The organism is Tsuneonella litorea, from assembly GCF_025154015.1.
Lineage (GTDB): Bacteria > Pseudomonadota > Alphaproteobacteria > Sphingomonadales > Sphingomonadaceae > Tsuneonella > Tsuneonella litorea.
Map to the genome: position 1 here is coordinate 168,087 of NZ_JAOAMV010000004.1, position 24,250 is coordinate 192,336.

The following is a 24,250-nucleotide window of genomic DNA, read 5'->3' on the forward strand; positions in this document are numbered from 1 at the left end:
CACAAGTCGTGGTAGTGGCGCGCTCGCTGACGTCGAATTTTGCGACGGACTTCGGCTTTTGACGATGTGCTTACCGTCCCTTCCGCCCTTGCGGGCAGGGTTCCCGGCGCTACCCAGACGACGACTTCCTTTCACGAGACGACCCGACGCACGGCTTCGCGGGCATTTCCGCCCCGGGGCACACCCAAGCGTTTCTCGAAAGGAAACATCATGAGCAAGACCGGAACCGTGAAGTTCTTCAACCTCGACAAGGGCTATGGCTTCATCCAGCCCGACGACGGCACCCCCGACAGCTTCGTCCACATCACCGCCGTCCAGGCCGCGGGGATGAACACGCTGAACAAGGAACAGCGCCTCAACTACGAGGTCGAGACCGGCCGCAACGGGAAGGCCAGCGCGGTCAACCTGTCGGCCGCCGACTGAGCGGACGCCCGCAACCGTCTCTCCCGCGCGCAGCATCCTTGCCGCGCGCGGGAGCGGCACTTCCCGCCCCTGCCCCCGCCCCCCGCGCCGAGAGAGACCCGCCGATGAGCCAGACCTTCGAATTCTACGATGCCCGCGCCAACGAGGCCGCGGCCGACGCCGAAGCGGCGACGCTCGACAACGTGCGGGAGCGCAACCTGCGCGCGGAAAAGACCTGGCGCGCGCTCGCCAACCAGGCGCGCAAGGTCATGGTCGACCGGCAGAAGACCGAGGCCGAGAAGGCCGCCCGCCGCGCCGAAGAGGCCGAGGCCGCCGCGGCCGCCGACTGACGCGGCGCATTTCCCGGCGCGCACCGCCGTGCTAGTCCGGCCGCTCGCCCCCGGGTCGCGGCCGGAGACACTTTGATGAGCGAGCGCGCCGCTGCCTCGGCACGCCCCGACGAGCGGCAGATCCACACCCGGCTCGAGGACGGCACCCGCGTGTGCATCCGCACCATCCGGCCCGACGACGAGGCGCGGATGCGCGAAGGCATCGCGCGGATGAGCGACCGCTCGCGCTATATGCGCTTCTTCACCGGGGTGCGCGTGCCCCCGCCGCACGTGATCGACAAGCTGCTGGGGGCCGATGGCGACCAGCACATCGCCTGGGGCGCCATCGCCAGCGACCTGCCGGGCGAACCCGCGATCGGCGCGGTCCACGCGATCGCGGAGGACGGCGAACCGGACCGGGCCGAGTTCTCGGTCGCGGTGATCGACGACTTTCACGACCGCGGCCTCGGCCGGCTGCTCACCGCGACGATCCTGCTCGACGCGGCGGAGGCGGGCTACGCGGCGTTCCAGGCGTGGACGCTGGCGGAAAACACCCGCGCGATCGGCTTCGTCAAGGCGCTGGGCGCCGAACTGGTCGGGCGCGAGGACAACGCCCTCGAATACCACTTGCCGGTTCCCGGCGCGATCGAGGCGCTGCGCGCCGAATGCGACCCGCCGGGCCTTGCCGACGTATTCCGCGCCTTCAGGGCGCCGTGAGGAAGGCGACCAGCGCCTTCACCTTCTTCTGCCGCCACTGCGGCAGCGGGGCGACCAACCAGTAGGCGCGGCGCCCCTCGTCCGGCCCCTCGAGCACCTCGAGCCGGCCGGCCTCGATCGCCTCTTCCACCAGCAGGTAGGGCATCACCGCCTTGCCGAGCCCGGCGACCGCGCTCGACAGCGCCTGGCCGGGATTGGCGACCTGGACCATCGCCTCGGCCCCGTCGGGCAGCGGGGCACCGGGCCACTGGATCCACTGGTCGGCAGCGCCGGGCGCGGCGACCACGACGCGGCGCGCGGGCGCCAGCTCGACCCCTTCGAGGTCGCCCGGGCCGTCGACCAGCCGGATCGCCACGTCGAGGTTGGTCTCGGTGAAGTCGGCGTTCTCGTCGGCGATGAGGTTGAACCGCACGCCGGGGTGCCCCTCGACGAACTTCGCCAGCCGGTGGCTGAGCCACTGGGCGTAGAACTCGCGCGGGGCGGCGATGGTGTAGCGGTCGCTCGCCTGGCCCGCCTGCATCGCCTGGACCGATTCCTCGAACTTGAGGAAGCCTTCGCGCAGCGCATCGAGCCCGGCGAGCGCCTCGTCGGTCAGCTCGAGCCCCTTGCTCGTACGGCGGAACAGCACGGTGCCGAGGTGATCTTCGAGCGCGCGGATCTGCTGGCCGACCGCGGCGGGCGTCACCGCCAGCTCGTCCGCCGCGCGGGTGAAGCTGAGGTGCCGCGCCGCGGCATCGAACACGCGCAGGGCGTTCAGGGGCAGGTGAGTGCGCTTCATCGCGCGCTCAAGTAGCGAAGCGGTAGCGCATTAGGAAGTCCCCGCGCTCAAGTAGCGAAGCGGTAGCGCATCAGGAAGTCCCCCGCGCTCAAGTGGCGAAGCGGTAGCGCATCAGGCAGTCCCCCGCTTTCAAAGAACGAAGCGGTCGTGTCCGGGAATATCCCGCCAAGGAGCCTTGGCGCGGCCCCGGGGCGGCATTACCGCGCGAGGGACAGGCGGTCGTCCCCGACCGCAGCCGGGACACGCTTCATGGACGCTCAGCTCGCCGCCATCCTGATCCTTACCGTGATCATCAACCTCATCGGGACGCTCGCCTACGCGGCGCGGATCGCCGGCGTGCGCACCCGGCGGATCGCGATGAGCTTTGCTCTGTTCAACGCGCTCGTGCTCGTCTCCCGGCTGTCGAACGGCTTTCTCGGCCCGCTGATCGCCAACCGCGTCGAACAGGCGCTCGCGGGCGGCGGGGGCGAGGGCCTGCTCGGCGACTTCCGCCTGTTCATGCTCGCCGCCACCGTCGGCGTGGTGGTCGGCATCGCGCTGGTGCCGAGCACGCAGCGGCTGTTCGCGCGGGTGATCGGCGGGATGCAGAAAAAGAAGTCGCTGGCCGAACTGGCGCTGCGCAGCGTGACCCCGGCGGGCCTCAGGACGCTGCGCGAGGCGGTGACGATTCCTTCTGTCGCGTCGCTGCGCTCGTACACCCGGCCGGCCGAGGTGAGCTGGGGCATCCTTTTCGCCAACTGCCTCGCGCAGGCGATCCTCGTCGTGGGCGTGCTGGCCTCGATCTACGCCGGGTACCTCGTGCCCGAATACCGCGTGACCGCCTCGCAGTTGTCGGCGTTGATCAACGGGTTCGCCACGATCCTGCTGTTCCTGGTGATCGACCCCCAGCTCTCGGTGCTGACCGACGACGTGGTCGACGGGCAGGTCAGCGAACCGGCGTTCCGCCGCGCGATCCTGTGGATCTCGGGCAGCCGGCTGGCCGGCACGCTGCTGGCGCAGGCGCTGTTCGTTCCTGCGGCCATCGCGATCGCGTGGGCGGCCGACCTGATCTAGCCGTTGCGGATATTACGGAAGCTGACGCATCAAGCGGCAGCGCGGGGTCATGCGAGACGATTATGCCTCTGCCGGCGCGGCGAGCGGGAAGAAGGGGATGCGGACCTCGAGCGGTTCGCCGCCGCGGGACTTTAAGCCCGACAGCCGGTGGAAGGTGTAGAACCCCTCCATCGTCCCGTGCGGGGTCGCCAGCGGGCAGCCGGAAACGTAATCGTGGCTCTGCCCCGGTTCGAGCACCGGCTGTTCGCCCACCACGCCCTCGCCGTCGACCACGCTGACCATCCCGCGCCCGTCGGTGATCCGCCAGTGGCGGCTGACAAGCTGCACCCGCTCGTGCGATCCGTTCTCGATGCGGATGTGATAGACCCAGAACCACTTGCCGTCCTGCGGGCGCGACTGTTCGGGCAGGAAATTGACCGCCACCCGCACGGTGATGCCCTCGGTAATCGCGGCGTGCTGGAAAAGCTGCTTCATCATCTGCAAAGGTAGCAAGTGCGCGGGGCGGCGCAAGGGTCAGGCGATGGTTCGTACACCGTCCGCGAGCAGATCCGCCGGCACCGAAAGCGTCCATTCGACGCCGTTCGGCGCGAACGTGTAATCCACCTCTCCGTCGAGCGAACGACGCGGAATGTCCTCGATCAACTGGCTGCCGAAGCCGCGGCGCGCGGGTGTCTTCACCGGGGGGCCGCCGCGTTCGCGCCAGGCGATGATGAAGCGGTCGCCGTCGCACTGCCATTCGATCGTCACCCGGCCTTCGGGTCCCGACAGCGCGCCGTACTTGAGCGAGTTGGTCGCCAGTTCGTGCAGCGCCATGCCGATGATTTCCGCCGCCCGCGGAATCAGCGCGCAATCCGGCCCCGACGTCGCGATCTGCCGGATCGCACCGCTCATGAACTTGAGCTGGAGCCGGACGAGCTCCTCGACCGGCACTTCGCGCCAGTCGCGGCGGACGAGGATGTCCTGGTTCACCGCCAGGCTGCCCACGCGTTCCTCGAACCGCTTGATCAGCGCCTCGTCGCCCTCGATGCTGCTGCGCGCGAGCGCCTGGACCTTGGCCAGCATGTTCTTCGACCGGTGGTTCACCTCGCGCAGCAGCAACGCGATCTGTTCCGATTGCTCGCGCTGTTCGGTGATGTCGGTATTGGTGCCGAACCAGTAGACGATGGCGCCGTCATCGTCGCGGATCGGCTTCGCGCGGCTGAGGAACCAGCGCCATTCCCCGCTGGCGCTGCGCAAGGGGAACAGGTCCTCCCACTCCTCGCCCTCGGCCAGCGCGGCGCGGAACTTCTGCTCGACGCGGACGATGTGGTCGGGGTGGTGGACGGCCTTCCAGCCCCACCCTTCCATCGATGCAAGGTCGCTGCCGGTGTAGTCGTACCACCGCTGGTTGTACCAGAAGATGTCGCCGCTGGGCTTGGCGATCCAGGCGAGCTGGGCGATGTTTTCCGCCAGCATCCGGAAGCGCTCCTCGCTTTCGCGCAGCCTGGCCTCGATCGCCACGTGCAGCGTCGCGTCGCGCGCGATCTTGCTGCCGCCGATGACCCGCCCGGCGGCGTCGCGCACCGGCGAGATCGTGACCGCGACGGGAATCTCGTGGCCGTCCTTGTGGATCCGGCGGGTGATGAACAGCCCGACTCCCTCGCCCGCGCGGATGCGGGCGAGGATGAGGTCTTCCTCGTCCTGCAGGTCGCCCGGAAGGAGGCGGCGGATCGAATGGCCGACCATCTCGTCGCTCGACCAGCCGAACAGTTTTTCGGCGGCGGGGTTCCAGCTAAGGACGTTGCCCTCCAGGTCCTTGGCGACGATCGCATCGTGCGATGACTGGATCAGCGCCGCGTAGTGGTCCTGCGGGTTCATCCGTGCCGTTCCGGCGCGGGGGCGAACAACGCGCGCGCGGCGGACGTCAGGGCGCGGCTGCCGGGCGAAACGCAGACGAAATCCGAAAAGACGCAACTGGCCACGCGCTAACCCCCGATCGAGGGTAGAATCCGCCATGGCCCCGGAAGTTCCGCGCAAAAACTGCGCGGGGTGCGATTAGAGGCCGGCCGCCGACAGCGCGCGGTCGAGATCCTCCTTGAGGTCGTCGAGGTCCTCGAGCCCGACGTTGATCCGCACCAGGCCCTCTGTGACCCCCATCTCGCCTCGCGCCTCGGCCCCCATGTTGGCGTGGGTGGTGCTGGCCGGGTGGCACATCAGCGTGCGCGCGTCGCCGATGTTGTTCGAGATGTCGACCAGCTCGAGCGCGTCGAGCAGGGCGAAGGCCTGGGCGCGGCCGCCGGGCAGCTCGAACGCGAAGATCGGGCCGGTGCCGCGGGGCATCTGGCGCGTCGCGAGATCGTGGCGCGGGTGGCTCGGCAAGCCGGGGTGGAGCATTCGCCCGCCGGCGCCCGCGAGGCGGGGCTCGATGAACCGCCCGAGCTCGAGCGCCGCGCGGCTCTGCGCCTGCGCCCTCAAGTCGAGCGTCTCGAGGCCCTTGAGCACGACCCAGGCGTTGAACGGCGACAGGTTCGGCCCGGTGTTGCGCTGGAACGGCAGCAGCACCTCGTCGATGAACGCCCGCGATCCGCAGACCGCGCCCGCCAGCACCCGGCCCTGCCCGTCCATCAGCTTGGTCGCGCTGTAGGCGATCACGTCGGCGCCGAACTCGAGCGGGCGCTGGAGCGCGCTGGTGGCGAAGGCGTTGTCGACGACGGTGACGATGCCGTGCGCTTTTGCGAGGTCGCAGACGTACGTGAGGTCGACGACGTCGAGCGTGGGATTGGCCGGGGTCTCGAAGAAGAACACCTTCGTGTTCGGGCGGATCGCGGCGTCCCACTCGCCGTCGACCGCGCTGTCGATCACGGTCGTCTCGATGCCGAAGCGCGGCAGCAGGTGATCGACCAGCCAGCGGCACGAACCGAACGCGGCGCGCGCGGCGACGACATGGTCGCCGGCCGACAGCTGGCACAGCAGCGCCGCGGTCATCGCGGCCATCCCGCTCGCCTGCGCGCGGCAGGCTTCCGCCCCCTCCATCAGCGCGATGCGTTCTTCCAGCATCGCGACGGTGGGGTTCTGCAGGCGCGAATAGGTCATCCCCTCGGCCTCGCCGGCGAACCGGTCGGCGACCGTCTGCGCGTCGTCGTAGGTATAGCCCGAGGTGAGGAACAGCGCCTCGCTCGTCTCGCCGTGCTCGCTGCGCCAGGTGCCGCCGCGCACCGCGCGGGTGGCGGGGCGCCAGTTCGCCGTGGCGGCGCGATCCATGCCGGTCGTCTTCTTCATCCCTCGCGCGTCTAGGGTCGGCGCGCGCGGTTGCAAACAAAAAGGTCTGCGGGCCGCGAAAGCCGGTGCGGGACACGCGCGGTCGGGGCCAAACGAAAAAGGGGGCGGCAACCGAAGTTGCCGCCCCCCGCTTTCGGATCGCCGGTCCTATTTGATCTTCGTCGAGATGTTCGCGAAGTAGGTGCGGCCGAGATAGTCGAAGCCGTTGTACAGCGGCGCGTTGCCCACCCGGTTGTAGAACCCGGACGAGATGTAGGGCGGCGTGGTGTCGAACAGGTTGCGGACGCCGACGGTGAAGCTGAAATTGTCACCCTTCCACCGCACCGAAGCCTGGTGGAGGAAGTAATCCGGTGCCTCCAGGATGTAGGTGTCGCGCACGGCCTGGGTGACGCCGAGATAGTCGGCATCGCTGTAGGTCGAGCTCAGCCAGTCCACGCCGTACCGCAGGTCGACCCGGCCGATCGAGTAGTTCGCGGCGAAGGTGCCGCTCCACTCGGGGTTGTTCAGCGTGCCGATGTTGTCACGCACGGCGTCGGTCGGGAGAGTCTGCGTGAACCGGTCGTCGAACTTGGTCACGTCCGCGTTCAGACGGAACTTGCCGGGACCGACGGGCAGCTCCCACCGGGCGTTGAAATCCCAGCCCGAAGCACGGGCGGTGGAGATGTTCACGTAGCCGGTGGTGACGGTCAGCTGGTACGGCGCCGTCTTTTCGCGGACGACAAGACCGCAGATGCTCTCCGCCCGGAAGTCCGGATCGTCATAGCACTGCTGCAGGATCGTGCCGAAGCCAAGCTGGGACACGCCGTTCTCGACGAGGATGTTCCAGTAGTCGGCCGAAAGCGACAGGCGACCGAAGCTGCCCAGGTTCGGCTGTACCACGAGGCCAGCGGTCCAGTTGCGCGAGGTTTCGGCGCCGAGGCCCGACTCCGCACCGCCGCGCTGGAGCACGCGGATCGACGAGGTCGCGCTGAAGCCGAGACCGCCGTTCGGGATACCGTCGGCCGCGCAGTTCGCGATCCGGATCGGGTTCGAAGCAGCGGTGGTCAGGTTGTTGCAGGGGTCGCTCGCGCTCGACTGGAACCCGCTCGTCGCACCAAGGAACTGCTCAAACAGCGCCGGGGCGCGGTAGGAGGTGCCATAGCTGCCACGCAGCGAGATCTCCCGGATCGGCTGGAAGATGCCGCCCACCTTGTAGGTAGTCTGGCCGCCGTACGACTTGTAGTTCGTGTAGCGGGCAGATCCGGTGATCGACAGGTTGTAGGCGAACGGCAGGTCACGCAGGATCGGCAGTTCGGCCTCGCCGAAGATTTCCCACACCGAGTCCGAACCGCGCGTCAGGCCCGAGCCGGTGAAGTTGTAGAGATTGCCGGTCTGGCTTTCGATCGAAGGCGTGTCGTCGATCGACGACTTGCGGTATTCCGCACCGACGCCGAGCTGGATGTCGCCGCCCGGCAGCGCGAACAGCGGGCCGTTGAGGAACATCGCCGCGGTTTCTTCGCGGAACGCGGTGTGTCCGGTGACGGGCTGCACCACGAAGTTGAACCAGTCGGACGGATACTGGCCGCCGACGACCGCCGGGGTCAGGGCAGGCGCCGCGACGCAGCCGCGGCCCGTGTTGCGGCAGGCGAAACCCGAACCCGACGCCACGACGTCGAGGCTCTGGTTGAGGCGATCGGTGAGGATGAGGTCGGTGGTGTAGTCCGAATCCGACCAGGCCTTGGCGACGTAGAGGTCATACTCCCAGTCCATCGGCAGGTTGCCGCGCAGGCCGGCGAGGCCCTTCACGTAGTCGACCGTCTGGCGGTTCTCGTAGTTGCCGTAGTCCGCGAACACGCGAACGCCGACCGACACGCCCGGGTTCGTCGCCTGCGGGCCGAGGAACGCGGTGGGGAACCGCAGACCCGTCGGGATGAGCGGGCTGCCGAACGGATAGTCGATCGTGAACTGGCGGCTCTGCAGCTGGCTCGACTTGCGCCGGTTGACCAGCACCTCGGTGTAGAGCTCGGCATCGCCCAGCGCCTGCAGCTCATACCCGGCCTGGAAGAAACCGGTGTAGATGCGGGCGGGCGAGACCAGGTCGTTGTTCAGGAGCGACTGCGGGAACGTGTCGCGGATGTTGACCGAAAGCGCGGTCGCGCCCGAGCCGCCGCCGACGCATTCGTAGCCCGGCAGCGCGCCGCCGGCAGCCGGGTTCGGACGGAAACGGTTGCAGGTGCTGTTGTAGCCGGCGGGAACGCCCGCGCCGAGCGCGACGGTCGAGGCGGACAGGTTGGGCGTGCCGATCAGGTTGATCGAGGTGCCCGATTCGCCGGTCGTGCCAGTCGTGTAGCACTTGGGCTGACCGGTCCGCGGGTCGATGTAGCTGCCGCTGTTGATGTCTGCGCCGGCCCCCGTCGGACGGTTCTGCGTCTGGCACTGGGTGAAGTCGGCGTCGCGGAACTTGAACGCGGTGCGGTTGTAGTACTCGAGCGATGCGGCGACGTTGAAGCGATCGCCGTTGTAGCCGAGGACCGTCGAATAGCGGCCCGAGATGCCCGCGCCGGCCTGCGGCACGTTCTGCTGCGCCTCGAGGTAAAGTCCCGAGAACTGGTTGCGGGTGATGATGTTCACCACGCCCGCGATCGCGTCGGAGCCGTAGATCGACGAGGCGCCGCCATTGAGCACTTCGATGCGCTCGATCATCGCGCTCGGGAGCACGTTGAGGTCGGCCGAGCCGACCGAGCCGCGCGATCCGGCCGGCGCCACGCGGCGTCCGTTGAGCAGGATGAGGGTGCGGGTCGGGCCAAGGCCGCGCAGCGACAGCGTGTTGACGCCCGGCCCGCCGTTGACGACGAAACCGCCGTACGAGTTGTTGATCTGCGCCTGGCCGTTGGTGAACGCCGCGCTCTGCAGGACTTCCGCCGGCGAGTTGAAGCCGGCCTGCGTGGTCTCTTCACGCGTGATGACCTGGATCGGATCCGGCGTGTTGAACCCGTCGCGGCTGCGAAGCCGCGAGCCGGTGACGACGATCGCCCCCGACGTGGCGCTCGAACCGTCGGCGTTCGACAGCGTGTCGCACTGTCCGTCGTTGTCTGCGTCGACGCAGGCCGGTTCATCGACCGCGTCCTGTGCAAATGCGGGAGCCGCATAGACGCCCGCCGCGAGAACCGCCGCGGCACATAGCGAAGTGGAGCCGCGAAGCGCGGCCTTACCGAAATAGTTCAAGGTCAAAGTCCCCTTAGCCAGAACCGCGTGGCGGTTTCAAAGCGACTGGTCATTGTCGTGGCGGAGGGCTCCGACCCGTCACAGGAATACCCCCAAGGGCGCGCCACATGAGGCATTCACCGGGACGTGGGCATTTATCGAAGGTTAGGGGGCAGTCGTTTTTGCCGAGAATTGTGGCAGTTAGGCCACATGTCCGCGGTGGCATCGCGGTTGCAGGCGAAGCACCCGGCCTTCGCCCCCTCCGGTCCGGTGGTATCGGGTGACCCAAAAAAAGCGGGGCCGCACGGGCCCCGCCTCTCGTTTCCTTCGGTTCCGGCCGACCTTACGGACTGACCGGGTCGTCGTCACCGTCGATGATCAGGATCGCCGCGACGATCGCGGCGATCGCGACGAATATCAGCACAAGCGTGCCGCCCAGTTCGCTTTCCTCGGCGGCGGGTGCGGACGCGCGATCCGCCGGAGCGGCCTGGACCGCAACCGGCGCCACCATCAGCGAGACGGCCGCCAGCGAAGATGCAATCTTGTCGAACCTCATCGTGTTTCCCCTGAGCATGGACTTGAGTTCAGTGCGACCCGTCCATTCTTGTTGGATTGCGCTATATATATGAAAAGACAAAGACAAGCGTGCGGCGAGTTGCCGCGCCAGAGCGTTCGGAATTTGCGGCAGGGGTAGCCCGGCGACTTGCACGCGGCTAAAGCCCGCTGCGCATGAGCGTAGCGCCGCACCACCCCCGCGACCCCGCCCGATGGTGCGCCGCGCTGGCTCTCGGCTTCCTCGCGCTCGCCATCGTCCGCCTGGGCATTCCGTCCAAGCCCTACTTCGACGAGATCCACTACCTGCCCGCCGCGCGCGCGCTGCTGGCGCAGAGCGACTGGCTCAACCGCGAACACCCGATGTTCGGCAAAGAAATGCTGGCCGCGGGGATCGCGCTGTTCGGTGACCGGCCGTGGGCCTGGCGCATCATGAGCGCGCTGGCGGGCACGCTGGCGCTGTGGGCGGCGATGCGCGCGCTCTGGTTCGCCTCGCTGCGGCGCTACGCCACGCTCGCCTACGGCGTGCTGCTGGCGAGCGGTTTCTTCCTGTTCGTCCATGCGCGGATCGCGATGCTCGACGTGTTCATGGTCGCCGCGCTCGCGGTCGCGTTCTGGCAGTGCGCGGCCGCGGTGCGCGAACCCGAGCACGGACGCCGCAGCCTCGCACTCGCGGGTATCGCGCTGGGCCTTGCGATCGGGGCCAAGTGGAACGCGGTGCCGCTCGCCCCGCTGCCGGGCCTCGCGTTTCTCGCGATCCGGCTCCACGCCGCCGGGTGGAAGGGCCTGGTCGGCCACCGCGGCGCGCCGGTGCCGGGCGTGCGCCTGCCCGAGGCCGCGCTGTGGCTCGGCCTGGTGCCGCTCGCGGTCTACGCGCTCACTTACGCACCGGTCTGGCTGATCGCCCCCGGAACCCTGCCTCCGGGCGGCTTCATCGGCCTGCACGAGATGATGCTGCGGATGCAGGAAAGCGTGGTCAAGCCGCACCCCTACCAGAGCGTGTGGACCGACTGGGTGATCGACCGCCGCGCGATCTGGTACTTCTACGAGCCGAGCGACGGCGCGCAGCGCGGGGTGCTGCTGATCGGCAACCCGCTGTCGATGCTCGCCGGGCTGCCCGCGCTCGGCTGGGCGGCATGGGCCGGCGTCCGCCGCCGCCGGTGGGACGCGCTGGCCGCGGTGCTGATCTTCGCGGCGAGCCTGGGGTTCTGGATCGTCGCGGACAAGCCGGTGCAGTTCTACTATCACTATTTCGTGCCGAGCATGGCGCTGCTCGCTGCGCTCGCGCTCGCGCTCGACGCGCTGCGAGAGCGGGGCTGGGCGTGGCTGTCCTGGTTCGTCCTGACCGGCAGCCTCGCGCTGTTCGCGTGGTTCTACCCGATCCTCAGCGCGGGCGCGCTGCCGGGCGAGCGCGGGTTCGAGAAGTGGATGTGGCTCGACAGCTGGCGGTGAGCGTCAGAACCGGCCCCACACGAAGCGGCTCGACAGCGCGTAGTTCCACACCGACCCGATGACGATCCCGGCCAGCGCGGCGACCACCCAGTAGACCCCCCGACCCTGAAGCAGCGTCGCGGTGGCGACGTTGGCGAGCGCGCCGACCGCGCAAGTCGCGCAGAAGCCCGCCCAGCCGCGCAGCACCGCGGCAATCCCCTTCAGCCGGGCGTCGCGATAGGTCAGTCGGTTGTTGAGCCAGAAGTTGAACGTCATCGCCGCGAACGTCGCGATGACCGTCGCCAGCGCGAAGCCCTCCCCCGCGAGGCGGTAGAGCGCGACCAGCACCGCCATGTGCACCGCCACGCCCAGCGCGCCGACGGTACCGAACAGCGCGAAGCGGCTCGGCACCACCCGGCCGAAGCTGCGATCGTAGAGCCCGACGAGGAACTCGAACGCGACCGCGGTGTCGAGCTTGCTCTCCCCGGCCCGGCGCTCGGCGAACGCGAGCGGGAATTCCCTCACCCGCAGCGGCGGGTCGGCGGTGGCGAGCAGGTCGAGCAGGATCTTGAAGCCGATGCCCGACAGTCCCGGCGCGGCGGCGCGCAGCGTCTCGGCGCGCAGCAGGAAATATCCGCTCATCGGGTCGGTGAGTTCGACCCCCGTGATATGGCGCGCGAGGCGGTTGGCAAGCCGGCTCCCCTTCTCGCGCCGTTCGTTCGGCAGGCCCGCCGCGCTGCCGCCCGGGGCGAAGCGGCTCGCCACCGCGATGTCGCAGGTCCCGGCCGCGACCGCGTCGTGCATCGCCGCGAGCAGCGCGGGGTCGTGCTGGTGGTCGGCGTCCATCACCGCGACGAACGGCGCGGCGGTGGCGCACATTCCCTCGATCGCCGCGCTCGCCAGCCCCCGGCGGCCGAACCGCTGGAGCACGCGGATGCGGCCGTCGGCCCGGGCAAGCGCGCGGGCGGCGTCGGCGGTGCCGTCAGGGCTGTCGTCGTCGACGACGATCACCTCCCACCCCTCCGGCCCGAGCGCGTCCTCGATCCGCGCGATCAGCGTGGGCAGGTTGTCGCGCTCGTTGCGCGTGGGCAGGACGATGCCGAGCGACAGGCTCACAGGCGGGCGAGGACCGCGTCGCCGATCGCGGCGGTGCCCGCTTCGCCGCCGAGGTCGCCGCCCCGCACGCCGTCCGCCAGCGCGCCCGCGACCGCCGCTTCGATCCGCGCCGCCTCGGCCTCGCGCCCGAAGGAATGGCGCAGCATCATCGCGGCGGACAGGATCGTCGCCATCGGGTTCGCGAGCCCTCGCCCGGCGATATCGGGCGCGCTGCCATGGATCGGTTCGTAGAGGCCGAACGTGCCGTAATCGGTCTGCCGCTCGCCGAGCGAGGCGCTGGCGAGCAGGCCGATCGAGCCGACGCACATGCTCGCCTGGTCGGACAGGATGTCGCCGAACAGGTTGCCGGTCACCACGACGTCGAACCGGCCCGGGTCGCGCACGAGCTGCATTGCCGCGTTGTCGACGTACATATGCTCGAGGACGACGTCGGGATATTCGGCCGCGACTTCGATCACGACATCGCGCCACAGCTGGCTGGTCTCGAGCACGTTGGCCTTGTCGACGCTGCACAGGCGGCGCTTGCGGCCCTGCGCGGCGCGGAAGGCGACGTGGGCGATCCGCCGCACCTCGTCCTCGGCATAGCTCATCATGTCCCACCCGCGGCGGCGGCCGTCGGGCAGCGTCTCGATGCGCTTGTCGCCGAAATAGACGTCGCCGGTGAGTTCACGGACAATCAGGAGGTCGATCCGCGCGGCGATCTCGGGCCTTAGCGCACTCATCCCCTCGAGGCCCGGAAAGGTCGTCGCCGGACGCAGGTTGGCGAACAGGCCGAACGCGGACCGCAGGCCGAGGATTGCCTGTTCGGGCCGCAGCGCGCGCTCGAGGCCGTCGCAGTCGGGATCGCCCACCGCGCCGAACAGGATCGCGTCGGCCGCGCGGGCCACTGCGAGCGTCTCGGGCGGCAGCGGGTGGCCGTGGCGCTTGCAGGCGATCCCGCCGACGTCGCCCTCGAGCAGCGTCAGGCCCGGCAGGTCGAGCGCTTCGAGCACGCGCAGCGCCTCGGCGGTGACCTCGGGACCGATCCTGTCGCCGGGCAAAACCGCGACCTTCATCCGCTCAATTTCTCCAGACGCTCGCCCAGCATGGCGCGCAGCGACATAGCATCGCCCCTCCGGTCGGCAAGCAGGTAGCGGTCCAGCGGAACGGCGGTGCGGGCAAACAATTCGAGGAGCGCGTCAAGGTCAGCTTCGGCGGGCGGCGGGCCGCCTCCGTAGCCGAGCTCGCGCAGCACCAGCGCCTCGTAGCCGACCAGCGCGCGCAGCCAGCCGCGGGCCGAGGGCGCGTGGCAGATCGCGTCGAGCGTGGCGCCGAGCGCCGAATAGAGCGCGGGGTATGGATTGCGCTCGGGCAGCGCGAGCGCGGTCAGCGTGGTCACCCAGCCGATCGCGCTGGCCGCCAGCGGCTCGCCGAGCCACGGCCCCCGGCTTTCGACGAGTTCGAGGCGCAGGAACGGCAGCTGGCTGTCGCTTTTCGCGCTGAGTTCGGCGGCGACGCGGTTGCCGGGGATCACCACCGGGCGCAGTTGCCGCCCGCGCCCGCCTGCGACGTAGCCCGCGACGAGCCCGTGGTCCTCGGTGAGAACCCGCGCGATGACCGCCGTCTCGCCGTGCTGGCGCGCGGCGACGAGGATCGCGGGGAACGCGAGGTGCATCAACCGGCCGGAGGCAGCGCGGCGGCGACAGCATCGTCGGTCGCCGCGACCAGCGCCGCGACCCCGCGCGCGGTCGGGTGGATGCGGTCGGGCTGGAGCATCGCCGGGTCGGTGAACACGTCCTCGGTCACGAACGGCACCAGCTTCGCCCCGTATTCCTTCGCGAGATCGGGATAGATCGCGTCGAACGTCTCCTGCCACGCGGCCCCGTAGTTGGGGGGCGCCTGCAATCCGTAGAGCACGGCCGGTATGCCGCGCGCCTTCAACTCGTCCAGCATCGCGGCAAGGTTGGCGCGGGTCTGCTCGGGCGGCAGGCCGCGCAGGAGGTCGTTGCCGCCGAGTTCGAGGATGACGAGGTCGGGCTTTTCGGGCTGGGCATCGAGCGTGAAGGCGAGCCGCTGGCGGCCGGCGGCGGTCGTTTCGCCGGAAACGCCGGCGTTGGCGATCCGCACGTTGCGCCCCTCGGCCCGCAGCGCGGCCTCGAGCATGGCCGGATAGCTCTGCTTCGCCGGATCGGCGAGGCCGTAGCCGGCGAACAGCGAATCGCCGAACGCCAGCACGCGCAGCTCGGGACCGGAGACTTCGGCCGCAGCGGCGGCGGTCGCGGCGGGTGTGGCAGCCGGTTCGGGCACCGGCGCCTCGTCGCGGCAACCCGCCAGCGCCCCGAGCGCCCCCAGCGCCAGGATAATCGACAATCCACCTACCCGCATCGACCGGTTTCCTATTGCTACCCTTGGTGCCCGACCCCAGCTATGCCATTCCATGCCCGTGACAAGCCCAGACGCGGCGATTTCCGCCCGCAACCTCACCCTCACCCTCGGCACGCCGGCCGCCCCGGTCGAGATCCTCAAGGGCATCGACCTCGACGTCGCGCGCGGCGAAGTGGTCGCGTTGCTCGGCCCCTCGGGCTCGGGCAAGTCGAGCCTGATGGCGGTGCTGACCGGGCTCGAGCGTGCGAGCGGCGGGTCGCTGACAGTGGCCGGCGCCGATTTCTCCGACATGGACGAAGACGGCCTCGCCCGCGCGCGGCGGGGCCGGATCGGGATCGTGCTCCAGGCCTTTCACCTGCTGCCGACGATGACCGCGGTCGAGAACGTCGCCACCCCGATGGAGCTGGCCGGCATGCCCGATGCCCGCGCGCGCGCCGCGGCCGAGCTCGACGCGGTCGGCCTCGGGCACCGCAAGGACCATTACCCGGCGCAGCTGTCGGGCGGCGAGCAGCAGCGTGTCGCAATCGCCCGCGCCACCGCGCCGCGCCCGCCGCTGATCTTCGCCGACGAGCCGACCGGCAACCTCGACGCCGCGACCGGCCACGCGATCATCGACCTGTTGTTCGCACAGGCCGCCGACACCGGCGCGACGCTGCTCGTCATCACCCACGACGTCGAACTTGCCGAGCGCTGCGGCCGGGTCATCACCATCGGCGACGGCCGGATCGCGAGCGACGTGTCGCGGTGAGTTGGGGCACGGCCTGGCGCATCGCGCGGCGCGACCTGTCGGCGCGCTTCCGCGGGCTGCGGCTCCTGCTGGTCTGCCTGTTCCTCGGCACCGGCGCGCTCGCCGCGATCGGCACGCTGACCGGTACGATCGAGCAGCAGCTCGACGAACGGGGCCGCGAATTTCTCGGCGGCGATCTCCAGGTCGCGGTCTGGCAGCGCGCCCTCGCGCCCGACGAAGTGGCCGCGCTTCGCGAGCTCGGCGAAGTTTCGCAGGGTACGCGGATGCAGGCGATGGCATCGACCGGCGCGGCGGCGGCGCCGGTGGAGCTGAAGGCGGTCGACGACCGCTGGCCGCTCTACGGCACCGCGACACTGGCCGGCGGCAAGGCGGTGGGTGCGCCGCCGCCGGGACAGGCGTGGCTGGCACAGGGCGCGGCGGACCGGCTGGGCGTGGGCGTAGGCGACAGATTCTCCATCGGCACGGCGGAACTGGCGGTTGGCGGCGTCCTCGATGAAGAGCCCGACCGGCTCGGCGAGGGCTTCCAGCTCGGCCCGACGGTGATCGTCCGCGAAAGCGTGGCCGCGGCCGCCGGGCTCACCGCGCCGGGCGCGATGTACCGCACCAAGACCAACGTCGCCTTCGCGGAAGACCGCGACGCGCAGGCCGCCGAGGACGCGCTCAAGGCGCGCTTCCCGAACGCCGGGTTCGAGATCCGCACTCGCGACCGCGGGGCGCCGGGCGCGGACCGCTTCGTCGGCCGGATGGGCGAATTCCTGACGCTGGTCGGGCTTGCCGCGCTGGTGATCGCCGGGATCGGCATCGGCGGCGGAGTATCCTCGTACCTCGACGCGCGGCGGCAGGGGATCGCGACGTTGAAGGTGCTCGGCGCGACAAGCGGCGACATCGCGCGGATCTACGCGCTCGAGATCGGCGCCGCCGCGCTCGTCGGCAGCCTTGCCGGGATCGCGACCGGGGTGGCGATCACCCCCCTGCTCGCCCAGGCGCTTGACGGACTGCTGCCCGTGGGTAGCGGGGTGACGTTCGCTCCCGGAGCGCTGCTGACCGCGCTCGCCTATGGCCTGCTGGTCGCGCTGGTGTTCGCCGCGCCGCCGCTGGTGCGCGCGCGGCATTTCCCAGCGATGGCGTTGATGCGCGAACGGGTGAGCCCGCTGGCGCGCGACCGGGCCGCGCTGGTGCCCGTGCTCGCCGGGCTCGGCGCGATCGTCGCGCTCGCGCTCGGCACGGCGCGGCAGCCGCTGCTGACCGCGGGCTTCCTTGTTGGCGCCGCCGGCGCGCTGGCGTTGCTAGCGCTGCTCGGCTGGGCGATCCGCAAGGGTGCGGCACGCCTGCCCCGCCCGCGCGATCCGTTGTGGCGCGCCGCGCTCGCCAACCTCCACCGCCCAGGCGCGGCGACCGGCACGCTGGTGACAGCCCTCGGCTTCGGCCTTGCCGCGTTCGTGTTGCTCGCGGCGGTGCAGACCAGCATCGACGGCACCGTGGCCAAGCGCGTGCCGGCGGAAGCGCCCGATTACTTCGTGCTCGACCTGCCGAAGGACGAGGCCGCAAAGTTCCGCGCGCTGGTCGAGCGCGATGCGCCGGGATCGGACGTGCGCACGGTGCCCGCGCTGCGCGGGGCGATCCTCGCCTATGGCCCCAGCGACGCGATGACCCGCGTCGCCAGCCTCGGCGACGACTTGCCCGAAGGCGCCTGGGCGCTGCGGGGCGAACGCGGGCTGACCTATGCCGAAACCGTCCCGCCGGGGAACACGGTGACCGCGGGCAAGTGGTGGCCGGCGGATTACGATGGCGAACCGCTCGTCTCGATCGACGAGGACCTCGCCGACGCGATCGGGCTGGATGTCGGCGACTACCTGACGATCGGCGTGCTCGGGGTCGAACGCACCGCGCGGATCGCCTCGTTGCGGCGGATCGACTGGCAGTCGATGGGCTTCAACTACGTGCTGGTGTTCAGTCCCAACACGCTCGCGGACGCGCCGCACAACCTCGCCGCGACGATCGAACTGCCCGGCGAGGCAGGCAGAAGCGTGCTGCTGCAAGCGCTGGTCCGGGCGTTTCCCTCGTCGAGCGTGATCGAGACCGGCCCGGTGCTGCGCCAGGCGCGCGACCTCCTCGCGCAGGTCGGCCTCGCCACGCTCGCCGCGGCCTCGGTCGCGGTGCTGGCGGGCCTAGCCGTGCTGCTCGGCGCGATCGCGGCCGCGCGCGCACAGCGGACCTACGATACCGTGGTGTTGCGCGTGCTCGGCGCGAGCCGGCGGCAGGTGCTGCTGCTCGCGCTGGCCGAATACGGCGCGCTGGCGCTGGTGCTGGCGGGCGTGGCGCTCGCGATGGGCCTCGGCGCGGCGTGGTACGTGGTCACGCAGATGTTCGAGTTCGAGTGGCTGCCGCAGTGGAGCGCGGTCGGCGGTGTCCTGGCCGCGGGGCTGGCGCTGGTGGTCGGCTTCGCGCTGATCGGCGCGCTGCCGCTGCTGCGCGCCAAACCGGCGCAGGCGCTGCGGGCGCTTTAGGAGAAAGGCCCGCCTCCCCGGGGAAGCGGGCCTTTCTTGCCGTTCCCGGTGACCCTTAGGCGAAGGTTTCGGCCTCGCCCATGCCCTTGGGATCGGGACCGAAACGGTTCGGGCCCGGCGTGCCCGGCAGCGCCATCAGCACGAGGAAGGCGATCGACACCAGGAACCCGAGATACGGGATCATGCCGCCGATGATCGCGCCCAGGTACCACCAGCCGCTCATGTCGCGGTCGTGCAGACGCCGGACGGTGACCGCGATGCTCGGGATGAGGATCACGAGAAACCATACGAGAATCAGCAAACCCATTCCCCCGAACAGCGCGGCAAGCCCGGCCGAGGGATCGCCGCTCGCCTCGGCATCGAGCACGCCGGCGGCACCCCCGGCACCGAGCACGATGAACATCAGCACCGTCACGACGATGACGTTGAGCAGCGTGAACATCCAGTATTCCATCCGGCGCGACCGGCCCGAGAATTCGGCGTAGCGCTTGAACGGCAGGATCATCCATTCCATGTCGTGTACTCCCCCTTTGTCTTTCCCTGGCGCGAGGGAATCACACAAGCGCCTGACGCGCAACAAAAAAAGGGCCCCGCGGACGGGACCCTTTCTCGTGTGTCGACGGGCGCGATCAGAACTTGAAGCGCGCCGCCACGCCGTAGGTGCGCGGCTGGTTGATGTAACCCGACAGCGAGCCGTCCTGCGCCACCGAATCGAACATGCCGGTGATGTAGCGGTCGTTGAGGATGTTGCGGCCCCAGACCGACAGCTCGAGGCCGTTCTGCATCGCGAAGGTAAGCGATGCGTTGAGGTCGTCGACCTCGCGGCGATACCGCGAAGCAAGCAGAATGCCGGCCGCGGGGGTTCCGAACTTGGTGAAGCCTTCCTCGACCTGCACGGGCGACTGATAGTTGTAATCGCCGCGGAAGATCAGGTGGTTACCGCCCGAAAGCTCCTTGTCGTACTGCATGCCGAACGAAGCCGCGATCTTCGGAATGTTCGAAATCTCGCGGCCCGACAGGTCGCCCAGCGGAGAGCCGGGGAAGCTGTCGTACTTGGGTTCGAGATAGGTCATCGCGAGGAACAGCGAGAGGTCGCGCGTCGGGCTCACCCGCCCGTCGAACTCGATCCCGAAGGTCGACTGCTTCGGAGCGTTTGCGAAGACGAAGCTGGCCCCGACGAAGGTGTTCGTCTGGAAGTTCGTGATCGACTGCTTGAAGAAGGTGAGGTTGGCCGACGCGATCCGCCCCCAGTCACCTTTCAGACCCAGTTCGTAGACGGTCGAGTTCTCGGGCAGCGCGAAGCGCGTGCCCGGCCGCAGGTTGGTGACGGCCAGGTTCTGCGCCACGAGCTGGGCATAGTCCGCCGCGAGCGGCCGGCTGTCGCGCGACAGGTTCCACGAGCTTGCCTTGAAGCCCGTCGCATAGCTGACGTAGGCGTTGAGCGTCGGGCTGATCTCGTAGGCGAGCCGCGCGGTCCAGCTCCAGTCGCTGTCGCGGCTCTTGCCGTCTTCCACGGCATTCGGGATGTTCTGCAAGGGCGGCAGGAACTGCAGCGCGCTCAGGCCGAGGAAAGAATTGACCGCCGGATTGGTGGCATTCGCGTTCGCGAAATTGGTCGCCCCGGTGTTGATCGCCGCGAAGATCGTCGGCTGCGAGACCGCGAACGCGCCAATCTGCGCGGGCGAGGCGAGCGAGCCGGCCGGAAGGCCGATCGCTGCGCCAACCTGCTGCGCGATCACCTGGTTGCGCACGACCGCCGCACCGGCCGTGACCAGATTGACGTTCGAGAACGCGTCGGTCGAGCGCGAATCGCTGACGACATCCTTGGCATCGTGGGTGTAGTTGGCACCAAGCGTAAGGGTCAGCGCGTCGGTGATCTCGAAGTCGACGTTGCCGAACAGGCTGTATGCCTCGTTATCCTGGGTGAAGTGGTTGAAGAACCCTTGCCCGGCCTGCCAGTAAGTATTCTGCGGGACGCCGAAATACGTTTCCAGCAGCGAGGCGTTGAGCTGCCCTTGCGACAGGAGGGTGATCAGGCTGTTGGCGTAGCCGCGGAAGCCCGGACCGTAGACGATCTGATCGGCCGAATCGGCCTTCTCGTTGAAGTAGTAACCGCCAACGAGGAAATTGAGCGGTCCGTCGAAGTCGCTGGCGAAGCGCAGTTCCTGGGTAAAGGTCTCGATCTTCGCCTGTCCGATGTTGGCGCCCGTGGCCGAGGCGAGACTGGTGAAGTCCACGTCCTGGTTGGCGTTCAGTTCGGTGGTGCGATAGGCGGTGATCGAGGTCAGGGTCACCGGCCCCATCTCGTAGTCGGCCTGGCCCGAGACGCCCCAGTTCTTGACCCGGCTGTTCGGGACCACGTCGGAATAGATCACGTTGTCGAACGGGCGGTTCGGGTCGTTCACGCGGCCGCCCAGGGACTGGATGACCTGAGTGAACGGGCCGATAAGCAGCGCGGTGACGCCGCAGCACTTTTCGTCGATCTCGTCGTAGTCGGCGATCAGGCGGACCTTGAGCGCGTCGGACGGTTCGAACTTGAGCTGGCCGCGGGCGAACCAGCGGTTGCGGTTGTTCACGTCGTCACCGTTGAAGGCGTTGGTCAGGTAACCGTCGCGGCGGTTGTAGCCCCCTGCGAGGCTGGCCGCGATCGTGTCGGTCAGGCCGCCGGTGAGGTAGCCCTTGGCGACAAAGGCATCGTAGTTGCCGTAGCTTGCCTCGACGCTGCCGCCGAAGTCGTAGCTGGGATCCTTGGTGACGATCGAGATCACGCCGGCCGATGCGTTCTTGCCGAACAGGGTCGACTGGGGTCCGCGCAGGACCTCGACGCGCTGGATGTCGGGAAGGTCGGAGATCTGCGCGATCGCGCGGCTGCGGTAGACCCCGTCGACGAAGACCGCGACCGACGGCTCGAGGCCGATGTTGTTGCCGCTCGTGCCGAAACCGCGGATCGAGTAGGTCGTCGCGAACTGGCTCTGGCTCTGGGTCACCCGCAGCGAGGGGACGACCGAGGCAAGGTCGGTCACGTCGCGGATCTGCGCGCGCTCGATCGTTTCGGCGGTGGTGACGCTGACCGCGACCGGCACGTCCTGCAGCGTCTGTTCGCGCTTGGTCGCGGTGACGACGATCTGGTTGCCGGTTTCCGCGTCGCTCGCCACCGGGAAGCTGTCGCTGTCGACGTCGACCTGTTCCTGCGCCTCGGCGCTTTGCGCATGCGCGATGCCGGGGAGCGCGAGCGCGGCGGCGCCGGCGAGAAGGGTGAATCGGGCCGAGCCGGCGAATCCGGTGCGCGTCTTGATCATGAAACGTCCTCTCCTGAGCGGGGAGGATGGCCGCCCTTGCAGCAGCTCCCCCTCCCTTAGCTGACATCAGGGTCAATAAACTTACGGAATCGCGCGCTCAAGCGACATTTCGTAAGCACATGAACGCGATAAGCACTGTGGCAAAGGCGACACACCTGCCGTTGCGTCACCGCCGGTTGTGTTCGCGCGCCCGCTCGGCTAGGGGCGCGCCGACTCTTCGCGCAGGGGTTCCTGCGCCAACCCAAGAGAAAACCGATGTCCCTTCGCAACGTGGCGATCATCGCCCACGTCGACCATGGCAAGACCACGCTCGTCGACCAGCTGTTTCGCCAGTCCGGAACCTTCCGCGAGAACCAGCGCGTCGAGGAACGCGCGATGGATTCGAACGACCTCGAAAAGGAACGCGGCATCACCATTCTCGCCAAGCCGACCTCGGTCGAGTGGGCGCCGGAAGGCGGCGGCGAGACGGTGCGGATCAACATCGTCGACACCCCCGGCCACGCCGACTTCGGCGGCGAGGTGGAACGCATCCTCTCGATGGTCGACGGCGTGATCCTGCTGGTCGACAGCTCCGAAGGCGCGATGCCGCAGACCAAGTTTGTCACCGGCAAGGCGCTCGCGCTCGGCCTCAGGCCGATCGTCGTCGTCAACAAGATCGACCGGCCCGACGAGCGCATCCAGGAAGTGCTCGACGAGGTGTTCGACCTGTTCGTTTCGCTCGACGCGAACGACGAACAGCTCGACTTCCCGGTGCTCTACGCCTCGGGCCGCAACGGCTACGCGAACGAGGACCCGTCCTTGCGCGAAGGCACTCTCACCCCGCTGTTCCAGAAGATCGTCGACCACGTTCCCGCGCCGCAGGTCGACGACAGCGGGCCGTTCACCTTCCTCGCGACGCTGCTCGACCGCGACAACTTCATGGGCCGCGTGCTCACCGGCCGGGTCCACTCGGGCACGATCAAGGTCAACGACCCGATCCGCGCGCTCGACATGGACGGCAAGGTGATCGAGACCGGCCGCGCGACCAAGCTGCTGGCCTATCGCGGGCTGGACCGGGTGCCGGTCGACAGCGCGCGCGCGGGCGACATCATCGCGCTCGCGGGTCTCGAAAAGGCGACCGTCGCCAACACCATCGCCAGCCCCGAGGTGACCGAGCCGCTTGCCGCGCAGCCGATCGACCCGCCGACGCTGTCGATGCGCTTCGCGGTCAACGACAGCCCGCTCGCGGGCCGCGAGGGCGACAAGGTGACCAGCCGGATGATCCGCGACCGCCTGATGCGCGAGGCGGAAGTCAACGTCGCCATCCGCGTGACCGAGAGCGCCGACAAGGACAGCTTCGAGGTCGCCGGGCGCGGCGAGCTTCAGCTCGGCGTGCTGATCGAGACGATGCGCCGCGAGGGCTTCGAACTCGGCATCAGCCGCCCGCGCGTGCTGTTCCGCGAGGAGAACGGCGAGCGCATGGAGCCCTACGAGCAGGTCGTGATCGACGTCGACGACGAGCACTCGGGCACGGTTGTCGAGAAGATGCAGCGCCGCAAGGCCGAGTTGACCGAGATGCGTCCCTCGGGCGCGGGCAAGACCCGGATCACCTTCTCGGCGCCGAGCCGCGGCCTGATCGGCTACCACGGCGAGTTCCTGTCCGACACCCGCGGCACCGGGATCATGAACCGTTTGTTCGAGAAGTACGGCCCCTACAAGGGCCCGATCGAGGGCCGCCAGAACGGCGTGCTGATCTCCAACGGCACCGGCGAGGCGGTGGGCTATGCGCTCAACAGCCTGGAAGAGCGCGGCATCCTGTTCCTCGGCCCCCAGGCGAAGATCTACGAGGGCATGATCATCGGCGAGAACGCCAAGCCCGACGATCTCGAAGTCAATCCGATGAAGTCGAAGCAGCTGACCAACTTCCGCTCGACCGGCAAGGACGACGCGATCCGGCTGACCCCGCCGAAGGTCATGACGCTCGAGCAGGCGATCGCCTACATCGACGACGACGAGATGGTCGAGGTGACGCCGAAGTCGATCCGCCTCAGGAAGGCGATCCTCGATCCGCACGAGCGCAAGAAGGCCAGTCGCCGGGCGGACTAACGAATTGCATTACCGAGGGAACCGAATCGCGCCCTCGCCGGTTAGGGCCTCCGACGGAGGCTCCCAGGCATGCAACGGATCATGATTGTCGACGACGAGGCGCTCGTGCTGCTCGACCTCGTCCTGACGGTCGAAAGTCTCGGGTACCGGGTGTTCTGCGACAGCACCAACGTGGCAGAGGCGATGAACAGCCTCGGCGACGACCGGCCCGACGCGGCGCTGCTCGACATCGACGTGGGCGGCACCCCGGTGTGGCCGCTGGCGCGCGCGCTCAAGCAGCGCGGGGTGCCCACGGTGTTCGTCAGCGCCAACCATGCGCACGACGAACTCGAAACCGAGTTCGCGCACTGCCCCGCGATCGACAAGCCCGCCTCCAGCGGCGACATCACCGACGCGCTGAAGCAGGTCCTTTCGGCCGCCGCCTGACG

21 protein-coding genes are annotated in these 24,250 nt (G+C 69.1%); 9 read left to right on the top strand and 12 right to left on the bottom strand.

The genetic code is table 11. From position 1 onward, the window contains the following. Positions 1 to 210: 210 nt before the first annotated feature. From N0B51_RS09175 to N0B51_RS09185, 3 genes are all read left to right on the top strand, one after another. Positions 211 to 423, top strand: a complete 213-nt coding sequence (locus N0B51_RS09175; RefSeq protein ID WP_259962023.1) for a cold-shock protein — start codon at positions 211 to 213, stop codon at positions 421 to 423. Between the two features lie 104 nt (positions 424 to 527). Further along, positions 528 to 752: a hypothetical protein gene (locus N0B51_RS09180; protein WP_259962024.1), complete on the top strand. Its 225-nt coding sequence runs from the start codon at positions 528 to 530 to the stop codon at positions 750 to 752. 75 nt (positions 753 to 827) lie between these two features. Further along, the gene (locus N0B51_RS09185) at positions 828 to 1,448 is read left to right on the top strand and encodes a GNAT family N-acetyltransferase (RefSeq protein WP_259962025.1); all 621 of its coding nucleotides are present in this window, start codon (positions 828 to 830) and stop codon (positions 1,446 to 1,448) included. Here the strand turns inward: N0B51_RS09185 and N0B51_RS09190 are convergent. Then, a complete protein-coding gene (locus N0B51_RS09190; protein ID WP_259962026.1) occupies positions 1,435 to 2,226 on the bottom strand; it encodes a LysR family transcriptional regulator in 792 nt (263 codons plus the stop codon). The genes N0B51_RS09185 and N0B51_RS09190 overlap by 14 nt on opposite strands. Positions 2,227 to 2,475: 249 nt before the next feature. Here N0B51_RS09190 and N0B51_RS09195 point away from each other — a divergent pair, with 249 nt between their 5' ends. Then, complete coding sequence (locus N0B51_RS09195) at positions 2,476 to 3,279, top strand: lipid II flippase Amj family protein (protein ID WP_259962027.1); 804 nt, start codon at positions 2,476 to 2,478, stop codon at positions 3,277 to 3,279. 60 nt (positions 3,280 to 3,339) lie between these two features. Here N0B51_RS09195 and apaG read toward each other — a convergent pair whose 3' ends face one another. From apaG to N0B51_RS09220, 5 genes are all read right to left on the bottom strand, one after another. Further along, positions 3,340 to 3,753, bottom strand: a complete 414-nt coding sequence (apaG, locus tag N0B51_RS09200) for a Co2+/Mg2+ efflux facilitator ApaG/CorD (protein WP_259962028.1) — start codon at positions 3,751 to 3,753, stop codon at positions 3,340 to 3,342. A gap of 39 nt (positions 3,754 to 3,792) precedes the next feature. Beyond that, positions 3,793 to 5,136, bottom strand: coding sequence for a sensor histidine kinase (locus N0B51_RS09205; RefSeq protein ID WP_259962030.1), 1,344 nt, complete (start codon positions 5,134 to 5,136; stop codon positions 3,793 to 3,795). A 177-nt stretch (positions 5,137 to 5,313) separates the two neighbouring features. After that, positions 5,314 to 6,537, bottom strand: coding sequence for a trans-sulfuration enzyme family protein (locus N0B51_RS09210; RefSeq protein ID WP_259962031.1), 1,224 nt, complete (start codon positions 6,535 to 6,537; stop codon positions 5,314 to 5,316). 147 nt (positions 6,538 to 6,684) lie between these two features. After that, the gene (locus N0B51_RS09215) at positions 6,685 to 9,741 is read right to left on the bottom strand and encodes a TonB-dependent receptor domain-containing protein (RefSeq protein WP_259962032.1); all 3,057 of its coding nucleotides are present in this window, start codon (positions 9,739 to 9,741) and stop codon (positions 6,685 to 6,687) included. 322 nt (positions 9,742 to 10,063) lie between these two features. Then, the gene (locus tag N0B51_RS09220) at positions 10,064 to 10,276 is read right to left on the bottom strand and encodes a hypothetical protein (protein WP_259962033.1); all 213 of its coding nucleotides are present in this window, start codon (positions 10,274 to 10,276) and stop codon (positions 10,064 to 10,066) included. Between the two features lie 173 nt (positions 10,277 to 10,449). Between N0B51_RS09220 and N0B51_RS09225 the strand changes: the two genes are divergently transcribed. Next, positions 10,450 to 11,724: a glycosyltransferase family 39 protein gene (locus N0B51_RS09225; RefSeq protein ID WP_259962034.1), complete on the top strand. Its 1,275-nt coding sequence runs from the start codon at positions 10,450 to 10,452 to the stop codon at positions 11,722 to 11,724. A 3-nt stretch (positions 11,725 to 11,727) separates the two neighbouring features. Here N0B51_RS09225 and N0B51_RS09230 read toward each other — a convergent pair whose 3' ends face one another. Genes N0B51_RS09230 through N0B51_RS09245 form a run of 4 tightly spaced genes read right to left on the bottom strand, consistent with a single transcriptional unit; the run spans position 11,728 to position 15,183 of the window. Continuing rightward, a complete protein-coding gene (locus tag N0B51_RS09230) occupies positions 11,728 to 12,819 on the bottom strand; it encodes a glycosyltransferase (RefSeq protein ID WP_259962036.1) in 1,092 nt (363 codons plus the stop codon). Next, positions 12,816 to 13,874 (bottom strand): 3-isopropylmalate dehydrogenase, encoded by a 1,059-nt coding sequence (leuB, locus tag N0B51_RS09235; RefSeq protein WP_259962037.1) that lies wholly within the window; start codon positions 13,872 to 13,874, stop codon positions 12,816 to 12,818. The genes N0B51_RS09230 and leuB overlap by 4 nt, the downstream gene beginning before the upstream one ends. After that, entirely contained in the window at positions 13,871 to 14,473 is a 603-nt protein-coding gene (gene recO, locus N0B51_RS09240; RefSeq protein ID WP_259962038.1) for a DNA repair protein RecO, read from the bottom strand. Before recO ends, leuB begins: the two co-directional genes overlap by 4 nt. Further along, on the bottom strand, positions 14,473 to 15,183 hold the full coding sequence (locus tag N0B51_RS09245) for an arylesterase (protein WP_259962039.1): 711 nt from the start codon (positions 15,181 to 15,183) through the stop codon (positions 14,473 to 14,475). Before N0B51_RS09245 ends, recO begins: the two co-directional genes overlap by 1 nt. 52 nt (positions 15,184 to 15,235) lie before the next feature. Here N0B51_RS09245 and N0B51_RS09250 point away from each other — a divergent pair, with 52 nt between their 5' ends. Together N0B51_RS09250 and N0B51_RS09255 are read left to right on the top strand one after the other, a co-directional pair. Continuing rightward, a complete protein-coding gene (locus tag N0B51_RS09250) occupies positions 15,236 to 15,931 on the top strand; it encodes an ABC transporter ATP-binding protein (protein WP_259962040.1) in 696 nt (231 codons plus the stop codon). Continuing rightward, positions 15,928 to 18,438 carry an ABC transporter permease gene (locus N0B51_RS09255; protein ID WP_259962041.1) on the top strand — a complete coding sequence of 837 codons (2,511 nt, stop codon included), beginning with the start codon at positions 15,928 to 15,930 and terminating at the stop codon, positions 18,436 to 18,438. The genes N0B51_RS09250 and N0B51_RS09255 overlap by 4 nt, the downstream gene beginning before the upstream one ends. A 55-nt stretch (positions 18,439 to 18,493) precedes the next feature. Here the strand turns inward: N0B51_RS09255 and N0B51_RS09260 are convergent, their stop codons facing one another. Both N0B51_RS09260 and N0B51_RS09265 read right to left on the bottom strand, forming a co-directional pair. Further along, positions 18,494 to 18,952: a DUF805 domain-containing protein gene (locus N0B51_RS09260; RefSeq protein ID WP_259962042.1), complete on the bottom strand. Its 459-nt coding sequence runs from the start codon at positions 18,950 to 18,952 to the stop codon at positions 18,494 to 18,496. A gap of 115 nt (positions 18,953 to 19,067) precedes the next feature. Continuing rightward, positions 19,068 to 21,737, bottom strand: coding sequence for a TonB-dependent receptor (locus N0B51_RS09265; RefSeq protein WP_259962043.1), 2,670 nt, complete (start codon positions 21,735 to 21,737; stop codon positions 19,068 to 19,070). Between the two features lie 255 nt (positions 21,738 to 21,992). Here N0B51_RS09265 and typA point away from each other — a divergent pair, with 255 nt between their 5' ends. Together typA and N0B51_RS09275 are read left to right on the top strand one after the other, a co-directional pair. Further along, on the top strand, positions 21,993 to 23,822 hold the full coding sequence (typA, locus tag N0B51_RS09270; protein ID WP_259962044.1) for a translational GTPase TypA: 1,830 nt from the start codon (positions 21,993 to 21,995) through the stop codon (positions 23,820 to 23,822). A gap of 69 nt (positions 23,823 to 23,891) precedes the next feature. Further along, entirely contained in the window at positions 23,892 to 24,248 is a 357-nt protein-coding gene (locus N0B51_RS09275; protein WP_259962045.1) for a response regulator, read from the top strand. The last annotated feature ends 2 nt before the right edge of the window (positions 24,249 to 24,250 follow it).

What these genes read in the sequence shown, in the direction of transcription:
- N0B51_RS09225 (WP_259962034.1), top strand. Translation starts at nt 10,450, where the DNA reads ATGAGCGTAGCGCCGCACCACCCCCGCGACCCCGCCCGATGGTGCGCC.
- N0B51_RS09180 (WP_259962024.1), top strand. Translation starts at nt 528, where the DNA reads ATGAGCCAGACCTTCGAATTCTACGATGCCCGCGCCAACGAGGCCGCG.
- N0B51_RS09195 (WP_259962027.1), top strand. Translation starts at nt 2,476, where the DNA reads ATGGACGCTCAGCTCGCCGCCATCCTGATCCTTACCGTGATCATCAAC.
- recO (WP_259962038.1), bottom strand. Translation starts at nt 14,473, where the DNA reads ATGCACCTCGCGTTCCCCGCGATCCTCGTCGCCGCGCGCCAGCACGGC.
- N0B51_RS09205 (WP_259962030.1), bottom strand. Translation starts at nt 5,136, where the DNA reads ATGAACCCGCAGGACCACTACGCGGCGCTGATCCAGTCATCGCACGAT.
- N0B51_RS09245 (WP_259962039.1), bottom strand. Translation starts at nt 15,183, where the DNA reads ATGCGGGTAGGTGGATTGTCGATTATCCTGGCGCTGGGGGCGCTCGGG.
- N0B51_RS09190 (WP_259962026.1), bottom strand. Translation starts at nt 2,226, where the DNA reads ATGAAGCGCACTCACCTGCCCCTGAACGCCCTGCGCGTGTTCGATGCC.
- N0B51_RS09175 (WP_259962023.1), top strand. Translation starts at nt 211, where the DNA reads ATGAGCAAGACCGGAACCGTGAAGTTCTTCAACCTCGACAAGGGCTAT.
- N0B51_RS09250 (WP_259962040.1), top strand. Translation starts at nt 15,236, where the DNA reads ATGCCCGTGACAAGCCCAGACGCGGCGATTTCCGCCCGCAACCTCACC.
- N0B51_RS09210 (WP_259962031.1), bottom strand. Translation starts at nt 6,537, where the DNA reads ATGAAGAAGACGACCGGCATGGATCGCGCCGCCACGGCGAACTGGCGC.
- typA (WP_259962044.1), top strand. Translation starts at nt 21,993, where the DNA reads ATGTCCCTTCGCAACGTGGCGATCATCGCCCACGTCGACCATGGCAAG.
- N0B51_RS09185 (WP_259962025.1), top strand. Translation starts at nt 828, where the DNA reads ATGAGCGAGCGCGCCGCTGCCTCGGCACGCCCCGACGAGCGGCAGATC.
- N0B51_RS09220 (WP_259962033.1), bottom strand. Translation starts at nt 10,276, where the DNA reads ATGAGGTTCGACAAGATTGCATCTTCGCTGGCGGCCGTCTCGCTGATG.
- N0B51_RS09275 (WP_259962045.1), top strand. Translation starts at nt 23,892, where the DNA reads ATGCAACGGATCATGATTGTCGACGACGAGGCGCTCGTGCTGCTCGAC.
- N0B51_RS09260 (WP_259962042.1), bottom strand. Translation starts at nt 18,952, where the DNA reads ATGGAATGGATGATCCTGCCGTTCAAGCGCTACGCCGAATTCTCGGGC.
- leuB (WP_259962037.1), bottom strand. Translation starts at nt 13,874, where the DNA reads ATGAAGGTCGCGGTTTTGCCCGGCGACAGGATCGGTCCCGAGGTCACC.
- apaG (WP_259962028.1), bottom strand. Translation starts at nt 3,753, where the DNA reads ATGAAGCAGCTTTTCCAGCACGCCGCGATTACCGAGGGCATCACCGTG.
- N0B51_RS09265 (WP_259962043.1), bottom strand. Translation starts at nt 21,737, where the DNA reads ATGATCAAGACGCGCACCGGATTCGCCGGCTCGGCCCGATTCACCCTT.